This is a genomic window from Microbacterium hibisci (assembly GCF_015278255.1).
GTDB lineage: Bacteria > Actinomycetota > Actinomycetes > Actinomycetales > Microbacteriaceae > Microbacterium > Microbacterium hibisci.
The window spans coordinates 38070-57965 of sequence record NZ_JADIJC010000012.1 but is presented as its reverse complement, the minus strand read 5'-3'; the positions used below and the strand labels follow the sequence as shown (position 1 = coordinate 57965).

General features: G+C 71.2%; 15 protein-coding genes. 6 read left to right on the top strand and 9 right to left on the bottom strand.

The genetic code is table 11. The features are described from left to right. Positions 1-30 precede the first annotated feature (30 nt). Positions 31-1020, top strand: coding sequence for a serine hydrolase domain-containing protein (locus IM770_RS17415; RefSeq protein ID WP_203582415.1), 990 nt, complete (start codon positions 31-33; stop codon positions 1018-1020). A gap of 117 nt (positions 1021-1137) precedes the next feature. On the opposite strand, the gene IM770_RS17410 is transcribed toward IM770_RS17415, so the two are convergent. The 6 genes from IM770_RS17410 to IM770_RS17385 form a co-directional block, all read right to left on the bottom strand. Further along, entirely contained in the window at positions 1138-2142 is a 1005-nt protein-coding gene (locus IM770_RS17410) for a LacI family DNA-binding transcriptional regulator (RefSeq protein WP_203582414.1), read from the bottom strand. A 77-nt stretch (positions 2143-2219) separates the two neighbouring features. After that, the gene (locus tag IM770_RS17405; RefSeq protein ID WP_203582413.1) at positions 2220-4481 is read right to left on the bottom strand and encodes a beta-glucosidase; all 2262 of its coding nucleotides are present in this window, start codon (positions 4479-4481) and stop codon (positions 2220-2222) included. A 153-nt stretch (positions 4482-4634) separates the two neighbouring features. After that, a complete protein-coding gene (locus IM770_RS17400) occupies positions 4635-5720 on the bottom strand; it encodes a LacI family DNA-binding transcriptional regulator (RefSeq protein ID WP_203582412.1) in 1086 nt (361 codons plus the stop codon). Further along, complete coding sequence (locus IM770_RS17395) at positions 5717-6556, bottom strand: carbohydrate ABC transporter permease (protein ID WP_203582411.1); 840 nt, start codon at positions 6554-6556, stop codon at positions 5717-5719. The genes IM770_RS17400 and IM770_RS17395 overlap by 4 nt, the downstream gene beginning before the upstream one ends. After that, positions 6553-7503 carry a carbohydrate ABC transporter permease gene (locus tag IM770_RS17390; protein ID WP_203582410.1) on the bottom strand — a complete coding sequence of 317 codons (951 nt, stop codon included), beginning with the start codon at positions 7501-7503 and terminating at the stop codon, positions 6553-6555. Before IM770_RS17390 ends, IM770_RS17395 begins: the two co-directional genes overlap by 4 nt. A gap of 64 nt (positions 7504-7567) precedes the next feature. After that, on the bottom strand, positions 7568-8875 hold the full coding sequence (locus IM770_RS17385; protein ID WP_203582409.1) for an ABC transporter substrate-binding protein: 1308 nt from the start codon (positions 8873-8875) through the stop codon (positions 7568-7570). A gap of 294 nt (positions 8876-9169) precedes the next feature. Between IM770_RS17385 and IM770_RS17380 the strand changes: the two genes are divergently transcribed. The 4 genes from IM770_RS17380 to IM770_RS17365 all read left to right on the top strand — a co-directional run bounded on the left by IM770_RS17380 (position 9170) and on the right by IM770_RS17365 (position 14526). Next, positions 9170-11824 carry an alpha-L-rhamnosidase gene (locus IM770_RS17380; protein WP_203582408.1) on the top strand — a complete coding sequence of 885 codons (2655 nt, stop codon included), beginning with the start codon at positions 9170-9172 and terminating at the stop codon, positions 11822-11824. Then, positions 11821-13938, top strand: a complete 2118-nt coding sequence (locus IM770_RS17375) for an alpha-L-rhamnosidase-related protein (protein WP_203582407.1) — start codon at positions 11821-11823, stop codon at positions 13936-13938. The genes IM770_RS17380 and IM770_RS17375 overlap by 4 nt, the downstream gene beginning before the upstream one ends. Beyond that, positions 13935-14240 carry a Dabb family protein gene (locus IM770_RS17370; protein ID WP_203582406.1) on the top strand — a complete coding sequence of 102 codons (306 nt, stop codon included), beginning with the start codon at positions 13935-13937 and terminating at the stop codon, positions 14238-14240. The genes IM770_RS17375 and IM770_RS17370 overlap by 4 nt, the downstream gene beginning before the upstream one ends. A 124-nt stretch (positions 14241-14364) precedes the next feature. Continuing rightward, positions 14365-14526, top strand: coding sequence for a hypothetical protein (locus IM770_RS17365; RefSeq protein WP_203582405.1), 162 nt, complete (start codon positions 14365-14367; stop codon positions 14524-14526). Between the two features lie 31 nt (positions 14527-14557). Here IM770_RS17365 and IM770_RS17360 read toward each other — a convergent pair whose 3' ends face one another. Genes IM770_RS17360 through IM770_RS17350 form a run of 3 tightly spaced genes read right to left on the bottom strand, consistent with a single transcriptional unit; the run spans position 14558 to position 18131 of the window. Continuing rightward, a complete protein-coding gene (locus IM770_RS17360) occupies positions 14558-15403 on the bottom strand; it encodes a transglutaminase family protein (protein WP_203582404.1) in 846 nt (281 codons plus the stop codon). Beyond that, on the bottom strand, positions 15400-16332 hold the full coding sequence (locus tag IM770_RS17355) for an alpha-E domain-containing protein (protein ID WP_203582403.1): 933 nt from the start codon (positions 16330-16332) through the stop codon (positions 15400-15402). The genes IM770_RS17360 and IM770_RS17355 overlap by 4 nt, the downstream gene beginning before the upstream one ends. Then, on the bottom strand, positions 16326-18131 hold the full coding sequence (locus IM770_RS17350; RefSeq protein WP_239066395.1) for a circularly permuted type 2 ATP-grasp protein: 1806 nt from the start codon (positions 18129-18131) through the stop codon (positions 16326-16328). The genes IM770_RS17355 and IM770_RS17350 overlap by 7 nt, the downstream gene beginning before the upstream one ends. A gap of 84 nt (positions 18132-18215) precedes the next feature. Here IM770_RS17350 and IM770_RS17345 point away from each other — a divergent pair, with 84 nt between their 5' ends. After that, positions 18216-19832 (top strand): molybdopterin-dependent oxidoreductase, encoded by a 1617-nt coding sequence (locus IM770_RS17345; protein ID WP_203582402.1) that lies wholly within the window; start codon positions 18216-18218, stop codon positions 19830-19832. The last annotated feature ends 64 nt before the right edge of the window (positions 19833-19896 follow it).

Here is a 19896-nt window from a genome sequence, read left to right as displayed (position 1 = left end):
CGGACGGCCCCACGATGAAGGAGTGACGACATGACCGGGTACTCGGCGGCGTTCGACTGGGCGCGCCGGCACGTCGAGGCGGGGCGCCTGCCCACCGCGGTGCTCGGCGTCGCGACGGCCGACGGCGTCGCCGCGCTCGACGCGTTCGGCGCGACCGACGGCCGACCGGCGCGCGTCGAAGACCCGTACTGGCTGTTCTCGATCACCAAGGTGCTGACCGGACTCACCGCGGCGCGCGCCATCGAGCGCGGGCACCTCACCACCGAGACGCCGCTCGCCGACGCGGTCCCCGGCTTCGGCCGCGACCGTGACGACGTCGTGCGCCTTCGCCACCTCGTGAGCCACACCGCCGGCATCCCCGAGCCGAGCCTGGACCCGGCCGGCGGGCTGCGCGCCGCACTGCTCGCGCCGGGCCGCGACTTCGCCGCGGGCACGGTGTCGCGCTACTCGACCGTCGCCTTCGACGGCATCGCCGAGCTCGTGCGTGCCAAGAGCGGACGGGAGTGGGACGCCGACATCGCCGCGTGGGCGGCGACCATCGGCGCCGGCGGATTCACGCTCGACCCCGACGCCGATCCGCACACGGTCGTCGATGCGGAGCGACTGGGTCTCGACATGCGCGGGTTCGCGAGCCACCGCAATCCCGGCGCGGGGATGATCGGCACCGCGCACGACCTGCTCGCAATGGGCTCGGCGCTCCTCCGCATCACGGGCGGCGAGCGCGGCGGAGTCGTGCAGCCCGAGACCCTGGCGATGATGCGGCGCCCGCTCACCGTCGGGCTCCCCCGCCTCGAGCCCTACCCCGCCGAGCGCGGCAACGACTGGGGCTTCACCTGGAACCTCCGCACGCACGCGCCGGGCCTCGTCGACCGCGACGTCTTCGGCCACGGCGGCTGGGCGGGCACAGAGTTCTGGGTGCACCCGTCCGCCGGCGTGGCGTTCGTACTGCTCACGAACCAGGCCGAGCGGCCCGGCGTCGACCTCGACGAGCTCGACAACGCGGTGGTCGCAGCGGTCTGAACCGCCGACCGGAGCGCCGCGTCACCGCACCGACCGCTTGCTGCGTCACCGCGGGGCTCGCGTGCTGCGTCACCGCGCGGGCCGCCTGCCGCGTCACGGAGCGGGTGGCACTGAGCGTCACCGCGGGGGTCGCGTCGAGGTCCTCACGCGAAGCTCGGGCGTGAAGACCTCGCGCACGGGGTCGGTACGCCCAGCGACACGCTCCAGGAGGAGCTCGATCGCACGGACGCCCATCTCGCCGCCCGGCTGATGCACCGTGGTGAGGCCCAGTGCAGGGTGCGCGGCGATCGGGACGTCGTCGTAACCGACGATCGACAGGGCGCCGTCGGTCTCGGCCACGGCGCGGAGAGCGCCGATGGCGAGTTCGTCATGAGCGGCGAAGACCGCGGTGACGTCCACGCCGTCGCTCAGCGCCGTCGCGACGGCGTGGTACGCGGCGTCCTGCCCCTCGTCCGTCCGCAGGACGACCTCGTCGAGCCCGGCAGCGGCCATGATGCGGCGGTACTCCCGCAAGCGCGCGCCGTGGGGCGACGTGTCGGTGTCGTCCGACTCGCGCAGGGTCAGGTGGGCGATCCTCGTGTGGCCGAGGCCGAAGAGGTGCTCCATGGCGGCAGCCGTGCCGTGCACGTCGTCGCCCGCGACGGTGTCGTAGTCGTCGGACGTGTCGTACCGGCCGAACATGACCACGGGCGTGAAGGCCGCGATGCGCTCGAGCGCCTTCTGGTCGACGCGCGGCGAGACAGCGATCACCCCGTCGACCTGCCGGTCGACGAGCGCCTCGATCGCACGCAGGCCCTCTCGGGATCCTGCCTCCGCCGGTGCGATCACCACTTGGTACGGGGTGCCGGCGAGGGCCTTCATCGCTCCGGCCAGCATGCGCGTGAAGAACTGATTCCCGAAGTCCGGGATCTCGATGCCGATCGTGTAGGTGCGGCCCCGCATCGCGCGCGCCGCGACGCGGGGGCGGTACTGCAGCTCGGTCATCGCGGCGGTCACCCGCTCGCGCATCGCATCGCTGACGCCGTAGGCGTTGCGGAGCACCTTCGACACGGCCGCGCGGGAGACGCCGGCGGCAGCCGCGACGTCTTCGATCGTCGCGCTGCGACCTGGACTGAGTGTCATGAGACGAGGGTAGTGCGCACGACGCGCGGTGCCGGACGGGAGGTGGGGAACCCCCACCCCCCGCCCGGCATCGGGCCTCAGCGGATCGAGAAGCTCGCCGCGGCGTCGGCGTCGATCGAGCCGCCGACGGTCACCGTGTAGGCGCCGGACGCGGTGGCCCATGCCGAAGCGTCGGCGTCCCAGTACTCGAGGAGGTGCATGTCGGCCAGGTCCTCCGGCGACAGCTTCACCTCGACGTTGCGGTGCTCACCGGGCTCGAGCGTCACGCGCTCCCACCCGATCAGGCGCTTCGACGGCTCGCCCGCGGCATCCGGCAGCTGCAGGTAGACCTGCGCCACCTCGGTGCCCGCCACGTCACCCGTGTTGGTGAGCTTGAACCGCACGCGGATCTCCTTGTCGCCCGTCGTCGACCGCGGGGTGACGTTGACCTTGTCGTACGAGAACTCGGTGTAGCTCAGGCCGTGACCGAACTCGAACAGCGGCTCGATCCCCTCTGACTCGTACCACCGGTAGCCGACCTTCAGGCCCTCGGCGTAGTCGACCTGGAGGATGCCCTCCTCGTCGGCGATGCCGGGGTACTGAGCCTCGGATCCGGCCGTCGGAGTGTCGTCGACGGACACCGGGAATGTCATCGGGAGCTTGCCCGACGGGTTCACGTCGCCGAACACGAGCGCTGCGAGCGCCGGCCCGAACTGCTCGCCCGAGTGCCACGCGTGGAAGACGGCGTCGACGTCGTCGATCCACGGCATCTCGACCGCGGAGCCGGCGTTGAGCACGGCGACGGTGGAGGGGGCGGATGCCGCGACCGCTTCGATCAGCTGGTCGCCGTTGCCGTCCAGCCGCAGGTCGGCGAGGTCCTGGGTCTCACCCATCGTGTAGTGACCGAAGACGATCGCGACGTCGGCGGCCGCTGCCGCTGCGGCAGCCGCCGCGGGGTCGGCGCCGTTGTCGTACACGACCTCGCCGCCCGCCTGCGTCACGCGCTCGGTCAGAGCGGTGAGCGGGTCGACCAGTGCGTCGCAGTTGAGGGCGATGCCACCGGGAGGGCCGAACGGGAAGTCCCACGCGCAGCCGGTCTTGGCGCTCACGCCGCCGGTCGGGACGGTCGACGCGGTCTGCCCGATCACCGCGACGGTGAGGCCGTCGCCGGCGAGAGGCAGCACGCCGTCGTTCTTCAGGAGCACCGTGCTCTGCTCGGCGATCTCACGCGCCAGCGCCTTGTGCTCCGGCGTCGAGACGTTCGCGACGGCGGTCGTCGGCACCGGGTGGTCGAACAGCCCTCCCGCGATGTAGGAGTGCACCACGCGATAGGCGGCCTCGTCGATCCGCTCCTGCGTGATGTCTCCGGCGGCCAGCGCGGCGTCCAGACGCGCGGGGGTGAACCACACCGGACGGTTCAGCTCCTGGTCCAGGCCCGCGTTGAGCGACGGGGCGGTCGAGTGCACCGAGCCGAAGTCGCTCATGACGTAGCCTTCGAACGGGTAGTCCTCGCGCAGGCTCGTGGTGAGGATGTCGTTCTCGCACGCGTAGACGCCGTTGACCTGGTTGTACGAGCACATGAGGCTGCCCGGGTCGCTCTTGCGGACGGCGATCTCGTAGGGGAGGTCGTAGATCTGCTTGAACGTGCGCTCGTCCATGTTCGACGAGCTCTCTTCGCGCGCGATCTCCTGCTCGTTCGCGACGTAGTGCTTGAGGTTCGCGATGACCGGCTTGTCGGGGTTGCCGTCCTCGAGGCCGCGGACGTTCGCCGCCGCCATGAGGCCGGAGAGCACCGGGTCCTCGCCGAAGTACTCCGAGCCGCGGCCCGAGAGCGGTGTGCGCCCTGAGGCGATTCCCGGTCCGAGGACGACGGCGCTGCGCTTGTCGAAGGACTCGCTGCCGTGCGCCGTCGCCTTCTGCTCGCCGAGCTCGAGGTTCCATGTCGCGGCGACCGCGATCGGGCCGGGCCAGGCGGTCGTCCCCGCGGAGAGGTAGACGCCGTCGGGCCCGTTGGCATAGACGACGGCCGGCGTGCAGGCCACCTGGGCCGGATAGACCACGGGCGCCTCGCCCGGGAACCCGGGGTTCCACTGGGTGCGGGTCGGGTCGTTGGCCGGCTGCTCGACGAGCCATCGGTACTTCTGGTGCTGGCTGCTGGCATCCAGCAGCGCCTCGGCGCGCTCGGCCGCCGACTTCGTGGTGTCCATCCACGGCACGGTCGAGCAGTCAACCGCGGACGCGGCCGGTGCGCCGACCGCGACGACACCTCCCGTCGCCAGCAGCGTCGCGCCGAGCAGCAGCGCGGTCGTGCGTCGAGAGCGCCGGCCAGGCGCCGCGACGGCTCGTTCAGACAACGTCATCGTCAGATCCCTCTTCCTTGCGGGCGGTCTTGTAGACCGATCTACGTCGTGTAGACCGGTCTACCGTCTCAGGCTGCCGACGACGTGTCAAGTGTCGATTGAGGGACCGCTCCCACGCGCGCGCGATGACCTCCGCGATGCCGGGTCAGCGGGTCAGGAAGCGGATGCCGGCGGCACGAAGCCCGCCGTGGAGCCCCCGGTGACGAGCTCGGGCTCGACGACGACGCGCTGGTGCACGTGGGTGCGCTCGCGCCCCATCTCGTCGATGAGGAGCCGCATCGCAGCCCTGCCGAGGTCCGACCCGCCCATCGAGACGGTGGTCAGGCTGACCCCCCGCCGGGGCGCGGCGGAGTTGTCGTCGCACCCCATGACCGCCATATCCCGCGGCACCTCGATCCCGTGCTCGCGGATCCGTCCGATGAACCCTGCGGCGAGGGTATCGGTGACGGCGACGACGCCGTCGGGGCGCGTACCCGGGCCCCGCCCGCCGATGCGATCGGCCAGCAGCTCGCCCGACTCCACGGTGAGGTCGGGCATGGCCACCTCCTCGACGCGCACCCGGCCGGGCGCCTCGCGGACGGCGCGGCGGAAGCCCTCCAGCCGGAGACGCACCGGCTGCATCGCGAGCGCTCCGTGCACGAACATCAGCCGCTCGCAGCCCAGGTCGATCATGTGGCGGCCGGCGAGATAGCCCACCTGTTCGTTGTCCACGATGACGCTGCAGGTGTCGTCGGCCTCGGGGTCGTAGTTCACCAGCACCACCGGTCGCCCGCGAGCCCGCAGACGACGCGTCTGCTCCGACGAGTCCTGCATCGGCGCCAGGAGCAGCCCTGCGACACGCGCTTCATCGAAGAAGTCGACGTTGGCCTTCTGGAGCGCGAAATCGTCCTGGCTGGCGGCGAGCAGCAGCTTGAGCCCGGCGGCAGTCGCCACGTCCTGCGCGCCGAGGGCGACGTCGACGAACATCGAGTTGCCGAGGTCGATGACGACGAGGCCGATGCTGCGCGAACCCCCCGCGGCGAGCGAGCTCGCGTTCGCGTCCCGCACGAATCCGAGCGCCTCGATCGATGCGCGCACGCGTGCGATCGTCTTCTCGCTCACCTTGTCGGGGTGGTTGAGCACGTGTGAGACGGTGCCGACCGACACGCCGGCATGTCGCGCGACATCACGGAGCTTGGGGGTACCGTCCACAGCCGGCACGGCATCCTCCCCTCGTCGCTCCGTCGCAGGTGCGCTCATCCCTTGATGGCTCCCGAGGTCATGCCCGCCACGATCTGCCTGTTGAAGAAGATATACATGATGAGCGGCGGGATGGTGATGAGCAGCACATCCATGAACAGCAGGTTCCACTGGTTCAGGCCCTGCGACTGGTAGTTGTACAGCGTCAGCTGGACCGTGGCGTTCTCCTCACCGGGCAGGAAGTAGAGCGCGTAGGTGAAGTCGTTGAAGACCGTGACCGCCTGCACGACGATGACCGTGACGATGACCGAGCGCAGCAGCGGGAAGATCACCTGGAAGAACAGCCGGATCGGGCCGGCGCCGTCGATGAGCGCCGCCTCGTCGAGCTCGCGCGGGATGGACGCGACGAAGGCGCGGAACAGCAGCACGCAGAACGACAGGCCGAACGCGACGTGGATGAGGATGAGTCCCCACAGCGAGCGGTACAGCCCCGTGCCCTGCAGCACCCAGATCGTCGGCACCACGGCCGGCGGGATGATGAGACCGGCGAGGACGAGGAAGTTGATCAGGCCGTTCCAGCGCGACCGGCGGCGCTGCAGCACGTAGCCGACCATCGCGGCGAGCACGACCATGATGGCCACTGCCGCGACCGTCAGCACCGTGCTGTTGACGAACGCGCGCACCAGGATGTGGTCGTTGGTCTCGAGGACGGCGACGAGGTTGTCCCAGAAGGCCCATTCCGCGGGCCAGCTGAACTCGAGGAGCGACGCCTCCTGCTGCGTCTTGCCGGCCGTCACGAAGATGAAGGCGAACGGCACCAGGAAGACGAAGACGCTGGCGATGATCGCCACGACGCCGACGACGACGCCCCGGCGCTTCTGCTGAACGGTGCTCACGACTCGGTGCTCTTTCGGTTCAGGAAGTAGAAGATCGGGATGATGATCGCGGCGACGACCAGGAAGAGCACGACGTTGCCGGCCGTGGAGAGACCGAAGAAGCCCGCCTGGTACTGCTTGTAGATCACCGAGGCGATCACGTCGCTGGAGAAGCCGGGACCGCCCCGCGTCATCGCCCAGATCAGGTCGAACGAGCGCAGGCCGCCGATGAGCGACAGGATGACCACCGTCACGGTCGCGGGCCGCGCCAGCGGAAGGGTGATGTTCCAGAAGTTCTGCCACGCGGTCGCGCCGTCGACCTTGGCCGCCTCGAAGTACTCCTGAGGGATGGCGACGATGCCGGCGATGTAGATGAGCGTCGCGAGGCCCACGCCCTTCCAGACGTCGACGAAGGCGACCGAGAGCAGCGCGAGGCTGGGGTCGGTGAGCCAGCCGGGACCCTGGATGCCGAACACGGCGAGCGCCTGATTGACCATGCCGTCGAACGGGTCGAGGAGCACCTTGAACGTGACGCCGATGCCGATCGTCGAGACCAGCACCGGGAAGAAGACGACGGAGCGGAGGTATCCCCGGCCGATGATCTGCGACGTGAGGAGGATCGCGAGGAGGAGGCCGAGGACGACCTTGAGCCCCGACGTCACCACCGCGTAGATGAAGGTGTTCGTGAAGCCCTGTACCAGCGAGGGCTCGCGGAAGAACTGCACGAAGTTGTCGAGCCCGATGAACTCGACGTCGAACAGCGTCCACCGCGTCAGGGAGAAGTAGAACGACGCCACCGTCGGCACGATGAACAGGACCAGGAACAGGACTCCTGCGGGCACGTGGAACCACAGGGGGTACGCGCCGTTCAGCACGCGCTGGCGCCGTCTGCGCGCAGCAGCGGTGCCCGAGGGCGTGGCGGCGGCCGGTGCCGGCGACGGTGCGGTCGCCGTGGGCGTGGTGGTCATGGTGTCTCCTCCTCGTGGCGGTGGGGCCGATCGCCGCGGCGATCGGCCCCACCGGCGCGAACTGCTACCAGTCGAGCCCGAGCTGCTGGGCCTGCTTCTCGACGTCCTGGTCGTAGAGAGCGGCACCGTCGACGGCCGGACGGATTCCCGAGCCCACCTCGACGGTGAGCTGCTCGAGCGCCGGTCCCTTGATGGGCGACAGGAACTCCAGGGCCAGGCCGGTGTCGCCCGAGTCGAAGTAGGGCTGCATGTCGGCGACCAGCGTCGCGGCGTCGGCCGGCAGCTCGCAGCCGTCGACCACGAACGGACCGCCGAGCGTGATGGCCTCGGCCTGGACCGCGCACGCCTCGGGCGTGGCGAGCCACTCGAGGAACTCCTTCGACGCCTCGAGCTGCGCGCCCTCGGTCGTCTTCGGGATGTAGACGCCGTTGGGCATCCAGACCGTGAGGCCGTTGGCCTCGGCATCATCGCTGGGGATCGGGAACACGCCCACGGACGCGTCGGCGTCGGGGTAGTTGGCACCGAGCGCCTGCGCCACGTTGCCGGTGAGCATCGGGTAGTGCGCGCCCTCGCCCTGGGCGATCATGCGCACGCCGTCGTCGTAGGTCGACGAGGCGAAGTCCTCGTTGAGGTAGCCCGCCTCGTAGATCTCCTGCAGGTGCTCGAAGCCCGCGAGCGCCGGCTCCTCGGCGTAGCTGCGGTTGCCCGCCGTGTACTCCTCGGCCCAGTCGGCGTCGGCGGCGCTGACGTTGTAGAAGTCGCCCAGCACGAACAGCTGCGAGGTCCACGTGTCGGCGAACGTCTGCACGACCGGCACCTTGCCCGCGTCCTTGATCGCCTCGTTGTTGGCCATGAACTCGTCCCACGTGGTGGGGACCTCGAGGCCGAGCTCGGCGTAGATGTCCTTGTTGTAGATCATCGCGCCCGCCGCGGAGGCGCCGATCGGGAAGCCGTACAGCCCGTTGTCGGTGGAGACGACGGTCTTGTAGTTGTCGTCGAGCGAGTCCACCCACTCCTCGTCGTCGAGCGGCACGAGGGTCTGGTCGGGGTTGAGCGCCTGGAAGAGCGAGCCCGGGTTGTACCAGAACATGTCGTTCATGTCGCCCGTCGACAGACGGGTCTTGATCAGGTTGTCGCCCTCGCTGCCCGACGGGTGGGTCTCGACATCGATCGTGACGTCCGGGTTCACCTCGGCGTACGCCTCGACGAGCCCCTCCCACAGGGCGACCGACGACGGGTCGCTGTCGATGTAGATCGACAGCTCCGAGCCGTCCCCTCCGCTCGAGCCGCCGGCCGAGCAGCCCGCGAGCGCGATCGCCGCGGTGGCGGCGGTCGCCCCCACCAGCCAGCGACGAGTCTTCGTACCTCTCACAATTACCTCCCTGTAAGTTCGACTGCCGTCTTCGGATCGAACAATTGAAGCGGTTCACTCAGTGTGTCACCGTATGTTGCGAGCGAGGCGATGTCAAACGCGTGATGCGACACCGGCCGCCGTCCGGCAGCGACGCCCCGATCCCGCCTGATTGCCTGAGCACTTGCGCGCCGGGGGCGTCTGGTTGACTTCCTCATCGCCGCTTCCTAGAGTCGTCCGGTACGAGTGAAGCGGTTCATGCCGCATCATCATCGCGACGCCGCGATCGCGGCGCCGCGGCCAGGAAGGAACCCCGTGACGCTCCCCGCTCTCGACGCCCTCGACTCCGCCGTGCATGTCAGCTCCGTGCGCACGCAGCACGACCCCCGTCTGCTCGGCGTGCCGGCCGGACCCGTCCGGCTGCGCTGGTCGGCGGTCGCCTCCGTGCCGGGCGCGCAGCAGCAGGGCTACCAGGTGCGCACACGCCGGCAGGGCGAGGACTGGTCCGAGCTCGATCCGGCCGCCTCGAGCGCGGCCATCGACGTGCCGGCCGGAGAGGTGCTGCCGCGAGAGCGGCGCGAGTACGGGGTGCGGCTGGCGACCGCGAGCGGATGGACGGAGTGGAGCGAGTCCGCCGTCGTCGACGCGGGCGTCGGCGGCGCGGAGCTCGAGGCCGTCGTCATCGACGTGCCGAGCGAGACGGCCGGTCCCGTGCCGACTCTGCGACGCGAGTTCGACCTCGACCGGGCGCCCGAGCGCGCACTTCTGCGCATCTCGGCGCTGGGGGTCTACGACGTCTGGATCAACGGCACGCGGGCGACCGACGGCATCCTGAATCCCGGCTGGAACGCCTACCAGTCGCGCGTGCTGCTCGACACCGTCGACGTGTCGTCGCTCCTGCGACCCGGGCGCAACGCGATCGCCATCTCCGTCGCCGACGGCTGGTTCCGCGGGCGCATGGGCTTCGCGGGGCGCAGCGAGATCTACGGCGACCGCATCGGTGCGATCGCGCAGGTGGAGATCACGGATGCCGCGTCCACGCGTATCGCCGTGGCCACGGACACCTCTTGGCGAGGGGGCTTCGGCGCGATCCGCTCGGCGAGCATCTATGACGGCTCCGAGGTCGACTTCACGCGGGCCGAGGGTGACCCGAGCGCGGTCGGCTTCGATGACGGCAGCTGGACGACCGCGCGGATCGTCCCCGCCGATGCCGGAGTCTTCGAGCCGCGCGCCGTGGCGCCGGTCCGTGCCGTCGCCGAGTTCCCGATGGTCGCGACCGACCGCGACGGCGCCACGGCGCTGGACGCCTCACAGAACATCTCCGGGTGGGTGCGGCTGACCGTCGAGGGCCGCCGTGGCGACGTCGTCACCATCCGCCACGCCGAGGTGCTCGAGCCCGACGGGGCGCTTCACACCGCCGCATTACGCAGCGCCCGGGCGACCGACACGTACGTGCTCGGGCATGATGGCGTGTCCGTGCTCGAGCCGCCGTTCACGTTCCACGGATTCCGCTACGCCGAGGTGACCGGCGCAGCCGTCGTGGAGGCGTCGGCGGTCGCCATCTCCACCGACCTGCCGCAGCGGTCGAGCTTCCGCAGCTCGCACGAGGCGCTGAACCGCTTCCACGAGAACGTCCGGTGGTCGCAGCTCGACAACTTCGTGTCCCTCCCGACGGACTGCCCGCAGCGGGACGAGCGCCTGGGCTGGACCGGCGACGCCCAGGCGTTCGCGCCCACGGCAGCCACGCTGTTCGACACCGAGACCTTCTGGCTGTCGTGGCTGCGCGACCTCGAGATCGAGCAGACCGACGAAGGCGGCGTGCCCTCGATCGTGCCGAACATCATCTTCGAGGACGACATGCGGATGGGCGGCGAGCTCACCGACACGATGGGCCGGGCCGGATGGGCGGATGCCGCGACCATCGTCCCGCTCGCCGTCTTCCAGGCGTACGGTTCCGTGGACGTGCTGCGCGCTCAGCTGTCGAGCATGACCCGCTGGGTCGAGCACCTTCGCCGTCGCGCCGGCGAGGAGACCCTGCTTCCGGCGGAGCCCTTCCAGTACGGCGACTGGCTCGACCCGGACGCGCCCGCCGACCAGCCGTGGTCGGCGAAGGTCGATTCGCTCTTCGTCGCCAACTGCTTCTACGTGGTGTCGGCCCGCCTGCTGGCACGGGCGCAGGCCGAGCTCGGGCTGCGCGCCGAGAGCGACGCGACCGTCGAGCTGGCCGACACCGTCGCACGAGCGGTGTGGGACCGGTGGGGTGCGGAAGCGGGCGACACTCAGACCGGTGCGGCCATGTGCCTCGAGTTCGACATCGTCCCCGCGGCTGAGCGCGCCGCCCTGGCGGCAAAGCTCGCCGACGCGGTACGGTCCGAGCACGGACGCATCGCGACAGGCTTCCTCGGCACGCCCCTCGTGCTCGACGCGCTGAGTTCGAACGGCCACCTCGCCGAGGCGTACCTGATGCTGCTGCGGCGCGATGCGCCGTCGTGGCTCTACCAGGTGGACCGCGGGGCGACCACCGTGTGGGAGCGATGGGACGCGATCAAGGTCGACGGCAGCATCCATCGAGGCGAGATGGACACGAAGGAGGGCGACAGCATGATCTCCTTCAACCACTACGCCTACGGCGCGATGGTCGACTGGGTGTACCGGAACGTCGCCGGGCTCTCACCCGCGCAGCCCGGCTACCGCGTCTCACGGGTGGCTCCACGGCCGGCCGACCAGCTGCGCAGCGCCGCGGCCACGATCGCGACCGGCTACGGCGAGCTCTCGACCGACTGGCACCTCGACGACGACGGCACACTGCAGCTCACCGTGACCGTTCCGTTCGGCACCGAAGCGCGACTGGACCTCCCGACGACCGACCGCTCGAGCGCGACGGTCGACGGTCGGCCGGCGCCGGAGCGACTGACCTCCGGCACGCACCGCGTGGTCGTGACCTCTCCCGCCGTCGTCACCGTCCGATGAGCACCGTCGACGACCGGCAGACGCCCGCCGCCGAGCGGCCCCACCGGGACCGGCTCCGCGACGACCTGCTGCGGTTGTCGCGGAGTGCGGGCGCCGACCGGCTGCCCGACGAGGTCGCACGACCCACGGGGCGGCAGTGGCTCTATGCCGCCGGCGACTACGAGTCGGCCGCCCTCGCCCGCGTCGTGGCAGAGGGGCACGCCGCGAACCGGTTCGTCGACTACGCCCTGAACTTCGCCGAGCCCGGCAGCCACGCCCGTTTCCGCGCCGAGGTGCCCGCCGCGCTGCCCGTGCTGCGACTGTCGGCCACCGGGCGCGCGCGGGTGCTCGTCGACGGAGGCGAGCAGATCTTCGACCTCGGCGCCTTCGACCTCGGCGCCGGAATCGAGATCCCGGGCCTCGCTGCGGGTGCCACGATCGAGGTCCGCGTCGACTCCGCGCCGGGCGAGCCGCCGGCGCTCGGGGTGGCCGACGACGGCGCGACGCCGCTGATCTGGCACAGCTCGCGGGACGGCGAGGAGTGGACCCGTGCCGCCGGGCGCACCGGCGGCGATGAACCTCCGCATCTGCTCGGCGAGGGTGAGGTCGAGGTGCCGATGACGGAGATCGCACCCGGCCTCTACGCGGCACCGGCTCCGCTCCTCGGCCGTGTCGTCGTGCACGCGCAGGGCCGCCCGACGCTCGTGACGGGCGAGTCCGTCGACGAGGCCCTCGCCGACCCCGCCTTCGGTGAGAGCGACTTCACCCTCGACGAGACGACCGCCGGCGAGTACCGCAGCCGGCACCGGCTCGGCCTCCGGTTCGCCCGCATCACCGGCGCCGACGTCTCGGCGGTGGCGATCCATGCGGCGGTCCGCCCGGCGGCCCACCGCGGCGCCTTCGTCACGGCGGATCCGACGCTCAACGCGGTGTGGGCGACCAGCTCGTACACGCTGCGGCTGTGCCTGCAGACGTTCCTGATCGACGGCATCAAGCGCGACCGCATGCCGTGGATCGGCGACCACGCCCTCGGCGTGCTGACCAACGCGTACGCCTTCGCCGACGCCGGCATCATCCGCGACACGCTCACCGCGCTCGGCCGCCCGCGCCACGGGTACATCAACGGGATCGCCGACTACTCGCTGTGGTGGGTCATCTCGCAGGGCCTGTACCAGCGGTTCTTCGACGACCGCGACTACCTCGACCGCGAGAGCGCACACATCGACGCCTTCCTCGCGGACCTCGCGACCCACGCGGCGGACGACGGCGTGCTCCGCCCCGCCCGGTTGCCCGACTCCTTCGCGCAGGCGGGCCCGGGTTCGCTGTTCCTCGACTGGGGCGTGACCCTCAATCCCGACGGCGACGCCACCGCGGTCCAGATCCTCTGGTTCTGGGCGCTTCGCTCCGGCGCCGAGGTGCTGGCCAAGGCCGGCCACGACGGCGCCGCGCGCTGGGCCGATCTCGCCGAGCGGGTGCGAGCGATGCTGCTGGCGCGCGCGTGGAGCGCACACGACGGCTGCTGGCGCGAGTACCTCGACCACGATGGCCAGGCATCGGCCTACCCGAACTTCCTGGCGGCACTCGCCGGCCTGACGGCTGACGAAACCGCCGCACCGTCGGATCGGCGCGCCGACATCGTCGCGACCACCGCCGCCGGCACGCCCTTCATGCGCTCGTTCGCACTGCTGGCGCTCGGCCGTCTGGGGCGGCGACAGCAGGCCGTCGCCGAGCTGCGACGCCTGTGGGGTCGCATGATCGACGCCGGTGCTGCCACGTTCTGGGAGGAGTTCACCGACGCCGCGGCATCCCCGTACGAGATGTACCGGCGGCCGTACGGCAAGAGTCTGTGCCACGCGTGGTCGGCGGGGCCGGCGGCGGTGCTTCCGCAGCTGGTGCTCGGCCTCGCGCCGCTCACCGACGGGTGGCGCGAGTTCACCGTGGACCCCGAGTTGGGCGACCTGCCCTGGGCCGGCGCGGTGGTGCCCGTTCCGCACGGCGACATCGTCGTGCTCGCCGACTCCGAGAGTGTCGTCGTGGACGTCCCCGCCGGCACGACCCTCGTTGCCGGCGCCGCCCGCCACCACGGGCCGGCACGGGTCGAACTGCCCGCACCCCGGCCCTCTGTGCCCGCATGACCGCGATCATGCACGTCGTGCTCGTCGCCTTCGCCCCGGACGCGACCGCGACGCAGCGCGACGGCATCCGTGACGCGCTCCGGCGTCTTCCCGAGACGGTCCCCGGCATCCTCGACCTCGCCGAGGGGCCGAGCGTGAGCCCGGAGGGCCTGGAAGACGGCTTCGATTTCGGCTTCACGATGCGCTTCGCCTCCCCCGCGGACCGTGATGCCTACCTCGCGCATCCCGACCACCAGCGGTTCGGCGGGTCTCTCGGCGCTCTGGCCGCGCGGATCGCGGTGTTCGACCTCGCCGTTCGGTGAGGGACGGATGCCGCGACCCGCGCCCGCTCGGATCCGCCGCGCCCGCCGGCCGTCAGGCGGCAGACCAGCCGATCTCTCGTCAAGCCCTCACCCGGCGCGAGGTCGCGCGCGTAGCGTGTGCCCCATGAACGAGCGACGCGAAGACCAGACACCGACCGGCGACAGCCCCACGGGCGGGGGCAACCCGGTCGGAGGCGACGAGACGACCGAGGACCAGCTCGAGGCAGACAACCCGGTCGAGCAGGACACGCTGGAGACCCTGGACCCCGACAACCCGCCCGCGTGACACATCGGACCCGACGCGGAGCCCGAGGGGTTCAGGCCTCGCGGGTGATCGTGACCTTCACGTGGAGGTTGCTCTTGAACGGGCCGGCGTAGACGCCGCGCAGCGGCGGCACGTCGCCGTAGTCGCGGCCGCGGCCGACGAGCACGTGCCGGTCGCCGATCTCGATGTTGTTGGTGGGGTCGAAGCCCTGCCACTCCCCCGCGAACCATTCGACCCATGCGTGCGACTCGCCGGTGACGGCGACGCCCACCTCGGCCGACGGGCGCGGATGCAGGTAGCCCGACACGTATCGCGCGGGGATGCCGACCTCGCGCAGCGCGCCGAGCGCGATGTGCGCCATGTCCTGGCAGACGCCCTTGCGCGCCTCCCACGCCTCGGCCGCGGTCGAGTGCACGCCGGTGATGCCGTGCATGTACTCGACGGCGTCGCCCACCGCGACCGCGATCGCGTGAGCGGCGCGACCCGGGTGATCGTGCTGCGCGGCGATCGAGCGCGCGAGCTCGGCGACCTCGGGGTGCGGCACGGTGCGGCGCGTCTGCGACAGCTGCTCGACGGTCTCGAGCGACCGGCCCGCCTCGCGGGCCAGGCCGTCCCACGTGACGTCGATGTGCTCGAGCGGGCGCGGGCGCACCTCGACCAGCGAGCGCGCCGTGATCGTGAGCGACGAGTGCGGCGACAGCACGTCGAACGCGGCGACGCGCGTGCCGAAGTAGTCGACGTACTGGTTGACCGAGGTCGACGGCTCGATGTCGAGCGATGAGTTGAGCACGAACTGGCTGTCGGTCGAGCCGGGCAGCATGCGCGCCTCGTTGTACGACGCGGTGACGTCGCCCTGGTAGCTGAAGCCGGTCTGGTGCTCGATGCGGAGTCGCTTCACGAGATCTCTCCGATCCAGCTGGGCTCGGCCTGCGTCGGGAAGAACCGGCCGCGGATGGCCTCGGAGGCCTCGCGCGTGACCTTCTGCACGCGGTCCATGTGCGTCGGCAGCTCGCCGAGGATCTCTGAGATCGGCCGGTACTCGAGATCGTTGCGGATCTGCCCCAGCGCGCGGAGCACCGTGTTGGAGTGGCCGACGCGGTCGGCACGGGGATCGATCGCGCTCATGCACTCCTCGGCGCGCTGGATCGAGTAGATGATCGAGCGCGGGAAGAGCCGGTCGAGCAGCAGGAACTCGGCGGCGTTGCGCGCGCTCGGCATGCCGCGGTAGGTGCGCAGGTACGCCTCGTAGGCGCCGCACGAGCGCAGGATGGTGGTCCACGACGGACCGGATGCCTCGGTCAGCGAACGCGTCGCCAGCAGGCGTGCGGTCATGTCGGTGCGCTCGATGCTGCGTCCGAGCGTGAAGAACTGCCAAGCCTCGTCGCGGCTCGTCGACGAGTCGACGATGCCGATCGAGAGCGCCGCGCGCTCCCGCACCCACTGGAAGAACTCGTGCACGCGGTCGTTCTGCAGGCGGCGCGGCATCCGTGCGTTCGTGGTGTTGAGGGTCTCCCACAGCTCGCTCGACACGATCTCGCGCGCGCGGCGCGCGTTCTCGCGGGCCGCGGTGAGCGCGTAGGCGATGCTCGACGGGTTCATGCGGTCGACGGCGAGGCGGGCGAGCACGTCCTCGCGGCGCACCTGGTCCACGCCCTGCGGCGGCAGGGAGCCCATGACGCTCAGGAGCGAGCGGCACGCGGTGTCCTCGTCGATCCAGGGGTCCTCGAGGAGCAGCTGCAGGTGCACGTCGAGGATGCGGGCGGTGCCGTCCGAGCGCTCGATGTAGCGCCCGATCCAGAACAGTGATTCTGCGATGCGACTCAGCATGTCGCACCCCCATCGTGGCCCAGCTCCGGCTCGCGAGACTTCATGCGACGGCCGAGACTCCGATCCGCGTCTGCAGTCTCGGCGCCCGGGTGGAGTCTCGCGGACGAAGGACGGACGGATGCCGCGACCCCGGCGACCTCCGAGGTCTGCTGCTGCTGCTCCTGCTGCTCGACGCGCGAGCGCGGGCGGTCCTGCGGCGAGTGCGTCGGCTCGGTCTGCGGGTCGTAGATGATCGGGATCGCCTCGGTGACCGTCGCCGCCTGGTCGGCGACGAGGCCGGCGACGCTCTGCCCCTGGCCGTACTCGACGTGGCCCGGCGCGGCACCGCCGACGATCCAGGTGTCCTTCGAGCCGCCGCCCTGGCTCGAGTTCACCACGAGCTGGCCCTCGGGCAGCGCGACCCGCGTGAGGCCGCCGGGAAGCACCCACACGTCCTCGCCGTCGTTGACCGCGAAGGGGCGGAGGTCGGCGTGGCGCGGGCGCATGCCGTCCTCCACGAGCGTGGGGATGGTCGACAGCATCACGACGGGCTGCGCGATCCAGCCGCGAGGGTCGGCGAGCAGGCGCTGGCGGAGCTTCTCGAGCTCCGACGGCGAGGCATCCGGTCCCACGACCAGGCCCTTGCCGCCCGAGCCGTCCACCGGCTTCACCACCAGCTCGTCGAGGCGGTCGAGCACCTCCTCGAGCGCGTTCGGGTCTTCGAGGCGCCACGTGTCGACGTTCTTGAGGATCGGCTCTTCCGCGAGGTAGTAGCGGATGAGGTCGGGCACGTAGGTGTACAGCAGCTTGTCGTCGGCGACGCCGTTGCCGACGGCGTTGGCGATCGTGACGTTCCCCAGCCGCGCGGCGAGCATGAGCCCAGGGGCGCCGAGCATCGAGTCGGCGCGGAACTGCAGCGGGTCGAGGAAGTCGTCGTCGACGCGGCGGTAGATGACGTCGACGCGCTTGGGTCCGCGCGTGGTGCGCATGAAGACCTTGCCGCCGATGCACAGCAGGTCGCGGCCCTCGACGAGCTCGACGCCCATCAGGCGGGCGAGCAGCGTGTGCTCGAAGTAGGCGGAGTTGTAGACGCCCGGCGTCAGCACGACGACGTTCGGGTCCTCGATGCCGGCGGGGGCCGATGCGCGGAGCGCCGCGAGCAGCTTGTTGGGATAGTCGCCGACCGGCCGCACGCGCATCGAGACGAACAGCTCGGGGAGCGTCTGCGCCATCACCCGGCGGTTCGAGATGACGTAGCTGACGCCCGACGGCACGCGCACGTTGTCTTCGAGCACGCGCATCTCGCCGTGCTCGTCGCGGATCAGGTCGATGCCCGACACCTGGATGCGTACGCCGTTGGCGGAGTGGATGCCGGCGGCCTGGCGGTAGAAGTACTGCGAGCTGGCGATCAGCCCGGCCGGGAGCACCTCGTCGCGCACGCAGTACTGGTGCCCGTAGGCGTCGTCGAGGAATGCCTCGAGCGCGCGCACGCGCTGCTTGACGCCGGCCTCGATGCGCGACCACTCGTCGTACGTGATGACGCGCGGCACGGCGTCGAGCGGGAAGGGCCGCTCCTCGCCCGCGAAGTCGAAGGTCACGCCCTGCGCGAGGTACGAGCTCGCGAGGGAATCGGTGCGGCCGCGCAGCTCCTCCTGGGTCATCTGCGCGAGCGCCTGGTACAGCTCTCGATAGGCCTCGCGCGACTCGGCCGGGGCGCCCGGGTGCGACGGGCTCCCGAACATCTCGTCGAACGCGGGAACCCCCGAGGGCGTCTTGCGCGGCGCCAGCGTGGAGCCGTAGCCGTCGAACAGATCACCCATGCCAAGAGCCTAATGCGGGGTTCGTTGCGCTCGTGTTTCCGAGCCCGTCTGCCTGCGTCCGTCACCCGGACGTACTCTTGCTGCATGGCGGCGAACGCCTCGGCCCGCGGCATCCCGGCTCCCCTCGCGGGAGTGGCGGGGATCGCCGCCGTGGTGCTCGGAGCCGGCCTCGGCGAATTGGCGGCCGCCGTGCTCGCGCCGTCGTCGAGCCCGGTCGCCGCGATCGGCGCAGCGCTCATCGACCTCGCCCCGCCGTGGGCCAAAGACACCGCGATCGCGCTGTTCGGCACCGCCGACAAGATCGCGCTGCTCGCCGGGATCGCTCTGGTCATGCTCGCGCTCGCCGCGTTCGCCGGCTGGCTCGAGGTGCGCTTCCCGCCGTGGGGCGCGGTGGTCGTCGCCGGGTTCGGCGTGGCCGGCGCCGTCATCGCCGCGACGCGGCCTGGTGCGGGAGCTCTGGCGTGGCTGCCGTCCGCCGTCGCGGGCGCGACGGGCGCCGTGGCCCTGTGGCTGCTGGCCCGCCTCCTCCGCCGTTCTCTCGCATCCCCGACCAGCGCCGCACCCGCGGATCCGCAGGAGCGGACGGATGCCGCGACCGCCGGTCCGCCCGACGCAGACACCCCGCGGCCCCCGAGTCGGCGCGCCTTCTTCGCGTGGGCGGGGGCCGCCACCGCGGTGGGCATCGTCGCCGTGGGCGTCGGGAGCCTCCGCTCGACGGCGTCGGCCGGCGTCGCCGCGGCGCGGCGGGCGCTGCGGCTTCCGACGCCGGCGGTCGCGGCATCCGCTGTCCCCGCCGGTGCGGAGCTGGGCCTGCCGGGGCTCGCCGAGGTCGTCACGCCGAACGACCGGTTCTACCGCATCGACACCGCCCTCATCGTGCCCGAGGTGGACCCCGCCGACTGGCGGCTGCGGATCCACGGCATGGTCGCGAACGAGGTGGAGCTCACGTGGGACGACGTGCTCGCGCTGCCGCTCGAGGAGTCGTGGACGACGCTCGCGTGCGTCTCGAACGAGGTCGGCGGCACGCTCATCGGCAATGCGCGCTGGCTGGGCTATCCGGTGCGCGAGCTGCTCGCGCGGGCGCGTCCCGACACCGACGCCGACATGGTGCTGTCGCGATCGATCGACGGGTTCACGGCATCCACTCCCCTCGAAGCACTCACCGACGCGCGCAACGCGATCCTCGCCGTCGGCATGAACGGCGAGCCGCTGCCGCTGGAGCACGGATTCCCGGCGCGCCTGGTCGTGCCCGGGCTCTACGGCTACGTGTCGGCGACCAAGTGGGTGACCGACCTCGAGGTCACGCGCTTCGACCGCGCGACCGCCTACTGGACGACGCGCGGGTGGTCGGAGCGGGGCCCGATCAAGCTGCAGTCGCGGATCGACGTGCCGCGGCGCGGACAAGGGCTCAAGGCCGGCGAGGTCGTCATCGCGGGAGTCGCATGGCAGCAGCAGGTGGGCATCGAGGCCGTCGAGGTGCGGATCGACGAGGGCGAGTGGATGCCGGCGACCCTCGCCGCCGCGATCTCCGACGACACCTGGGTGCAGTGGAGCCATCCCTGGGACGCGACGCCGGGAGACCACGTGATCCAGTGCCGAGCGACCAGCCGGACGGGAGAGGTGCAGACGGAGCAGACCGCTCCCCCTGCCCCCGACGGCGCGACCGGCTGGCACTGGCGCACGGTGTCCGTCTTCGACTGAGCGAACGCGGCGTTGCCGCGAAGTGGGCGCCGAGCCGCGAGCCGTCCGGCAGGCGTGTTCGCGG